Source organism: Streptomyces sp. WAC03905, from assembly GCF_057371075.1.
In genome coordinates, this window is sequence record NZ_JBXYDZ010000001.1 from 132,935 (window position 1) to 139,378 (window position 6,444).

The following is a 6,444-nucleotide window of genomic DNA, read 5'->3' on the forward strand; positions in this document are numbered from 1 at the left end:
CGGGACCCGAGGCCGGGGGGGGGCGTGGCCGGGCCGGCGCGGGCCGGACCGGCGGTGGGACCGGACCAGGGGCGGGGGGCGGGGTGGCGTGGCCCGGGCCGACGCGGTGGGGCGGGCCGGCGTGGTGGGGGCGGGCCGGCGGTCGGCGGGTCGGGGGTGTGTGGGGGTGAGGGGGCGGGGCGGGGTCACTCGGGCGGCGGGGTCTGCTTGGCGGGGCGGGCGGGGGTCTTCGAGGATGAGTGGGGGTCAGCGTCCGCGCGTACGCGGTGCGGCGGAGGGAGTGGCGGTGCCCGTTGTCCTGGGTTGCTGGGCGGTGGCCACGGCGGTGCTGGCCGGTGCGGCGGTTCCGGTGTGCGGTGCGGGTGGTCATGCGCCGCTGTCGGGGTTCACCGCCCCGGCGGTGGGGGTGTTGTCCAATGTGACGGCCGCGGAGGGGGTTTCGTCGGCGCGGGCGTCCGGGGCGCGGTATGTGGAGGGCAGCAATGTGCTGCGGCTGGCGTCGGGGCGGTGGTTGTACCTGCCGGCGGGGCGGACGGTGTCGGTGGTGGTCGCGGCCGGTGATGCGGGGGCGGTGCGCCAGATCGGGCAGAGCCGGGCGTGGCTGGCGTCGGGGCGGGTTCCGGGCCGGTCGGCGGGTGAGCGGGCGGCGGCCGGGCGGGCGCTGCTGGCGATGCGGGCGCTGCTGCGGCCCAACGGGGCGATGGCGGCGGGGTGGAGTCCGGGCTGGATGTATTCCTGGCCGCGGGATTCGAGTTTCGCGTGTGCGGCGTTCGCGCACACCGGGCATGACGCGGAGGCGTTCCGGATCCTGCGGCACAGTGCTGCCACGCAGCGGGGGGACGGCAGCTGGGAGGCGCGTACGAAGCTGGACGGTTCGGGGCCGCCGGACGGCAGGCGGTGGCAGCTCGATGCGAACGGGTGGGTGCCGTGGGCGGTGTGGCAGTGGTACCGGGCGGCGCCGGTCCAGGGGCGGCGGGCGAGGCTGATGACGCTGTATCCGATGGTGGCCGGGGCGGCCGACCGTGCGGTGCGGTCGCTGGGGGCGGACGGGCTGCCTCCGGCGTCTCCGGACTACTGGGAGCTGATGACGTCGAGTGCGAACATCGGTACGGCCGCGCCGCTGCTGGCCGGGCTCAATGCCTCGGCGGATCTGGCGCGGGAGGCGGGGCGGCCGGGGGACGCGGCGCGGTGGGCGGGGGCGGCGCGGCGGCTGTCGGCGGGGATCGCGAAGCGGTTCTTCCCGCTGGGTTATCAGCGCACGGTGGACGGGCGGCACGGGCGGGACAGTGCGGTGGCGTTCATGGCGCCGCCTTTCAACAGTGCGGGCGTGGGGGTGGCGGCGGCGTTGGAGGCGACGTGGCGGGCGTTGCGTCTGCCCAACGGGGGGCTGACGCCGGGTGATGACCCGGGGGCGCCGTGGGGGGCGACGGCGTGGACGCCCAGTACGGCGTTCTTCGCGCTGGCGTGGGCGGCCTCGGGGCGGCCGGCGCTGGCGGGGCCGGTGCTGGAGTGGGTGCTGGCGAAACGGAACGTGCTCGGTGAGCTGCCGGAGAAGGTGGACCGGGCGGGGCGGGCGGCGTCGGTGGCGCCGCTGGCGTGGACGGGGTCGATCGTGCTGCTGTCGCTGGTGGCGCTCGAGGACGGCGGCCTGCCCACACCACCACCCGCACCCGCACCCGCACCGGAACCGGCACGGCCGTAACGGGGGACGTAGCGGGGGGGGCCGTAGCGGGGGCGGTTGCGGTCCTGCGTTGCGGGTGTGCGGCGTTGCGGCGGGGGCCGGTGCCGTGCCGGCGGGGGTGCGGGGATACCACTCCCGCGCTGCGTCGGGGCGTCGGGACGTCGGGACGTCGGGACGTCGGGACGTCGGGACGTCGGGACGTCGGGACGTCGGGACGTCGGGACGTCGGGACGTCGGGACGTCGGGACGTCGGGACGTCGGGACGTCGGGGCAGGGTCTCCTGTGCCGGCGGGGGGGAGCAGTCCGGGGCCGTACCGGTTTTGCGGACCGGGGTACGAGTGCGGCGGAGGCTGGTGCGCGGGGCCGCCGAGGGGTGTCTCCTCGGCTCGGCGCGCGCGGGCCATCACGGTCGTGGGCCGGGGGTTGCGCGCTCGTCCTGCGGGGACACCCCTCACCGTCCCCGCTCCCCGCGACAGGCGGGCTTCGCGGCCGTACGGCGGGGCGGGAGCACGGCGGAGTGTCCCCGCAAGGACGCCCCCCGGGGCACAGCACAGCCGAGAAGGACGGGACGCCGAGGAGACACTCCTGCGGGGCACCACCCCACGCAGCCACCGGGCACATCCAGCCCCGCCAGCGATTGAGGCCCGGGTCCGGGGCGGGGCGCCGGCAGCACCGGCAGCACCGGCAGCACCGGCCCAGGCTGAGCCCCCTCCCCCGACGGAAGCCACCCCACACCCCCACGCAGCCACCAAGCCGCATACCCAGCCCCGCCGACGATTGAGGCCCGGGGCGGAGCCCCGACCGGGGCCGTATGCGAACTGCTGCCCCGCGGGAGCGGAAGGGCGCGGGGTCCGGGGCCGAGCCCCAGTACACAGGCCCGGGCCGGGCCTCTGCCACACCGGCGGAAGCCACCCCGCACCCCACGCAGCCACCGGGCCGGCACATTTGACCCCGCCGGCGATTGAGGCCCGGGGTTCGAGGCGGGGCTCCGGCCGCGGCCGCTATACCCAGCCCCGCCGGCGATTGAGGCCCGGGGTTCGGGGCGGGGCGCTGGCCGGGGCCGTATGCGAACTGCTGCCCCGCGGGAGCGGAAGGGTGTGGGGTCCAGGGCCAAGCCCCCAGCACACAGGCCCGGGCCGGGCCTCTGCCACACCGGCGGAAGCCACCCCGCACCCCACGCAGCCACCGGGCCGGCACATTTGACCCCACCGGCGTTCGAGGCGCGGGGTTCGGGGCGGGGCTCCGGCCGCGGCCGCTGGGGCTGTCTGTGAACTGCTGCGCCCGCGGGAGCGGGAGGGCGCGGGGTCCGGGGCCGAGCCCCAGCACACCGGCCCGGGCCACCCTCTGCCACCCGGCGGAAGCCCCCCACGCAGCCACCTGGCACATCCAGCCTCGCCGGCGATTGAGGCGCGGGGTCCGGGGCGGGGCCCCGGCGGGACCGGCCCAGGTCACCTTCTGCCAACCCCGGCGGAAGCCGCCCCACACCCCCACGCAGCCACCGGGCACGTCCAGGCCTGCCGGCGATTGAGGCGCGGGGGCCGGGGCCGAGCCCCGGCAGCACCGGCGCGGGGTCCGGGGCGGGGTCCCGGCGGCTCGGGCCCGGGCCGGGCCTCTGGCACACCGGCGGAAGCCACCCCGCACCCCGCGCAGCCACCGGGCCGGCGCATCCAGCCCCCCGGCCGGTGATTGAGGCGCGGGGTTCGGGGTGGGGCTTCGGCCGCGGGGGGTGGGGTTGGCTGTGAACTGCTGCCCCTGCGGGAGCGGGAGGGTGTGGGGGCCGGAGGTTGCTGGTCGGGGGTGGGTGTTTTCAGTGGGGGCGGGCGGCCTGGGCGAGGGCGGTGGGGGGTACGGCCCGGTGCCAGGGGGTGGTGGGGGCCGGTCCGGCGGGAACGGGTGCCGGGCTGGGGGTGGGTGGGGGTGTGGTGGTGGTGTGGAGGTCGGCGTCCAGGCCGAGGGCGGCGGTCAGGCCGCTGCCGTCGGGGGCGGTCACGGCGGAGGGGGCGCCGGTGTAGAGCATCTGGGATTCGTGCCAGGCGGGGGTGGTGGCGGGGAGGGTGACGGCGGCGGTGCCGGTGGCGGCGCGGCCGGCGAGGAGGGCGCCGGTGGTGGCGACGGCTCCGTAGCCGCCGTCGCCGCCGGTGGGGGCGGGCGGTGTGAGGACGGGGGCCGCGCCGGTGGCGGTGGCCTGGGTGGTGGTGACGGTGCCGGTGCCGGGGGTGCGGAAGGACAGGCGTATGCCGTCGCCTTGGGGGGTGGCGGACAGGACGCCGGTGGTGGCGGGCAGGCCGGTGGGGAAGGGGCCGGCGAGGGGGGCGCCGGGGGCGGGCTGGGTCCAGGCCAGGACGGTACGGTCGGTGGCGGCGTAGAGGTGGCGGCGGCCGGTGTGGTCGGTGGCGGTGACGGGGTCGCCCTGGAGGGCGGCGCCGCCGAGGTCGTGCCAGGGGCCGAAGCCGGCGCCGGGGGCGCTCTGGGTACGGGCGCGCAGGGTGCGGCGGGAGTCGCGTTGGTAGACGGTGATACGGCCGGCGGGGTCGGCGGCGGCGGTGGGGGCGCCGATCGCGGAGGCGGCGGCGAGGTCGCCGGTGTCGGGGGTGCCCAGACTCTGCCAGGCGGCGAAGCCGGCGCCGGGGGCGCTCTGGAGGGCGTAGACGGTCTCGCGCCGGTAGTCCTGCGGGGTGGGGGCCAGGGTGGTGCGGGTGGCGAGGACGGCGATGCGTCCGTCGGGCAGGCGCACGGTGGTGGCGCCGGCGTCGAGGGTGGTGCCGGGGGCGGTGGCGGGCAGGAAGCGGGGGCCCTGCCAGTCGGCGTCGGGGGCGGGGCGGGACCAGTGGGCCATCTGTCCGTCGAGGACGGCGAAGGCGTGGAGGCTGCCCGCGGTGCCCTCGGTCAGCCAGCTGGTGCTCTCACCGCGGCTGTAGCGGATGGTCTGGTTCCAACCGGCGCCGGTGGGGCGGGTGGCGGTCTTGCGGTCGCCGCAGCCGGCGGGACTGCCGCACCAGTCCTGGTGGTCGCTCCAGGCGTAGGTCTTGAGGTAGCCGAGTTTTTCCTCGGCGGCTTTCGCATCCAGGGTGGGCGGCAGGGAGCTGTTGGGGTAGCTGACGTAGTTCTGGACCGTGAAGTGGGGCCGGCCGGTGGTGGCCGCGTAACGTGCGGTGGCGGCCTGCACGAAACGGGCCCCGTACAGGTGGTCCTGGTGGTCGGCGAACGCGCCGGCGGGCTGGGTACGGCCCGGGGTGGGGTCCTGGGTGCGGATGGTGGTGGGCCGGTAGAGGGCCAGGATGCCCGCGATGGCCTGGACGGCCTGGTCACGGGTGTAGGTGAAAGGAGCCTGCACGGGGGTACCGGAGGCGAGCTGGGAGCCGAGCGCGGGGACTTTGCCGTCCCACAGGCCGCGCAGACTGTCGGGATTGTCCCCGGAGATGCTGCGGGCTTCACGCATCTGCATCCATACGAGGTTGACCTCGGGCCGGGCCAGGAGGACATCGACCTCGGCGCTGCCACCGCCGGCCGTGGGCAGCGACGTACGCTGCCAGGCGCTGGTACGCCGGCCGGTGGCCATCTCGGCGTAGGCGGCACGTATGCCGTTCTGGCGGGCTTCGGCGTAAGCGGCGTGATCGGCGGGACGGGCGGGGTCCTGCAGATGGGGGCTGTGGGCTTCGTTACGGCCGTCGGACTCCCCCGCGGTGAGGTAGACGGTGGTGACCTTCACCCCGGTGGATATGGAACGGCTCAGGTCGGGATTCATGAAGAACAGGTCGTCGTCGGGGTGAGCGACGACCTGCACGACCGTGCCCCGCGTCACACTCGACGGCAACTGGGCGGCCCGGGCAGCGGCAGCCGTTACCGGAGCGGCACCGTAACCGTGGGCCCAGGTCGTCACACCAGCGGCAGCAACGGTCAGAGCAGCGAGCACGGCCGCGGGGCGGGTGCGGCGGGCCAGAGACATCTACGGGCGCCTTGAAGATCGGTCCGGTACGAAAACCCCCCCCAAAAAAAGAAGGGGGGGTGCAAACAGGGGGCTGGTGGTGCCCCGCCGGGAGCAGCACACCTTTCCCTCTACCGGAGACGACCGGAGCCGATTATGCCCCGCCGGTCCTCCCCTGACACACCCTCAACCCCCATATGAAACCAAACCAGTTGAATGCGACAAATGCACGACTTGTACCCATTTGATGCTGAATGGGCGGGACAGGACCGGTCAGACCCACATGGCACACGTCACACCGGCAAGCCAAGGCAGGGGCGCGGGGTGGGGCGTAACGGGGCGGAGACGGGACACGGGGTAAGGCGGGGGGAGGAGACGGGGCGGGGATGGGGCGCGGAGTAGGGCGCGGGCGAGGACGGGGCAAACACGGGGGGGGGGGGGGGAGGGGGGGGGGGGGGGGGCGGGGCGCGGGCAAGGCGTGGACGAGGGCGGAGGCGGGGCATGGGGCGGCCGACTTCCAGCGACTTCCGCCGCCTTCTGCTGACTTCCGCGGGTTTCCTGCCTGACAGAACCGCCATCTCCCCCCACCGCCGGCACACCCCACCACGTCCGGCACACCCCACCCGGGCAGGCCACACCACGCCACAGGCCGGCCGGACAACGACCAGCCGCGGACAGCCGCGGACAACCGCGACCAGCCGCGGACAGCGGCGGGACGGACGGTGAGGCCTCCCACACCCCCACGCCAGACCAGCCGTGCAATGACAGACCAGACGGACGGGAAACCGGCACACCAGACACCACCGACGCCGACGAAACCCCCCGGCCGGACCAAGAC

The 6,444-nt window shown here is 76.0% G+C and carries 2 protein-coding genes; one reads left to right on the top strand and one right to left on the bottom strand.

Annotated elements, in window-relative coordinates; all coding sequences use genetic code 11:
• Positions 1-286 precede the first annotated feature (286 nt).
• Positions 287-1,702, top strand: a complete 1,416-nt coding sequence (locus AC2RP6_RS00595) for a glycoside hydrolase family 15 protein (RefSeq protein ID WP_486444341.1) — start codon at positions 287-289, stop codon at positions 1,700-1,702.
• Positions 1,703-3,488: 1,786 nt separating this feature from the next.
• Here the strand turns inward: AC2RP6_RS00595 and AC2RP6_RS00600 are convergent.
• Positions 3,489-5,465, bottom strand: coding sequence for a PIG-L family deacetylase (locus tag AC2RP6_RS00600; protein WP_486444342.1), 1,977 nt, complete (start codon positions 5,463-5,465; stop codon positions 3,489-3,491).
• Positions 5,466-6,444: the final 979 nt, after the last annotated feature.